Below are 932 nucleotides of genomic sequence, written 5' to 3' on the forward strand. Positions count from 1 at the left end.
AGTTATAACATTTCTAATAGTGCTAACACCCAAGCAAACATAGCAGATGCAAAATCTCGTATTGTTGATGTCGATTTTGCCAAAGAAACGGCGACAATGACTAAAAACCAAGTGTTACAACAAACGGGTTCTGCGATGTTAGCTCAGGCTAATCAGTTGCCTCAAGTTGCATTATCGTTACTTGGTTAAACTATAAATAGCGAATGCCCTCACGTTACTTACTGGATATAGAGTGAGGGATAGTTAGTTTGCATATGAATTTTGCTTTATTGAAATAAAAATATTAATTCACTTTACTTGTTGATACGATTGGTTATTTATTTTTTATTTATTTTTTATTTATTTTTTGCAAAAAAAACTAAAGCAATTTAATTACTGGCCGTTAAATATACTGTAACCAATAAACAATGCCTGACTTGACTTAATCAATAAGCAAACAGGCTTAAATATTAAGTCAGGTACATTTAGAGGAATAAATCATGGCTATTACAGTAAACACTAACGTAACATCAATGAAAGCGCAGAAAAACTTAACCTCTTCAAGCAATGCTTTAGCCACCTCAATGGAGCGTTTATCTTCTGGATTACGTATCAATAGTGCGAAAGACGATGCAGCAGGTTTGGCGATTTCTAACCGTTTGAATTCTCAAGTGCGTGGCTTAGACGTTGGCATGCGTAATGCGAATGATGCCATTTCAATTGCACAAATTGCAGAAGGTGCAATGCAAGAGCAAACTAATATGCTGCAACGTATGCGCGACCTAACAGTGCAGGCGACTAACGGTGCAAATTCAACCAGTGATATTGCAGCTCTTCAAAATGAAATGGACTCGCTTGCAACTGAAATAACGGCAATTGCAAATACGACCGCTTTTGGTGATACTAAGTTGACCTCTGGTGGTTATACAGATAAAGTTTTCCAAGTAGGTCAC

The 932-nt window shown here is 36.7% G+C and carries 1 protein-coding gene and 1 pseudogene; both read left to right on the forward strand.

Features of this window, described 5'->3' with window-relative positions; genetic code table 11:
- The coding region (locus tag H5181_RS20315; RefSeq protein ID WP_259397099.1) for a flagellin at positions 1-189 on the forward strand (189 nt) is incomplete at its 5' end.
- A 290-nt stretch (positions 190-479) separates the two neighbouring features.
- Positions 480-932 (forward strand): annotated as a pseudogene (locus tag H5181_RS20320) (flagellin FliC); the annotation flags it as partial.

The organism is Shewanella sp. SG44-2, assembly GCF_014164215.1.
Classification (GTDB): Bacteria; Pseudomonadota; Gammaproteobacteria; order Enterobacterales; family Shewanellaceae; genus Shewanella; species Shewanella frigidimarina.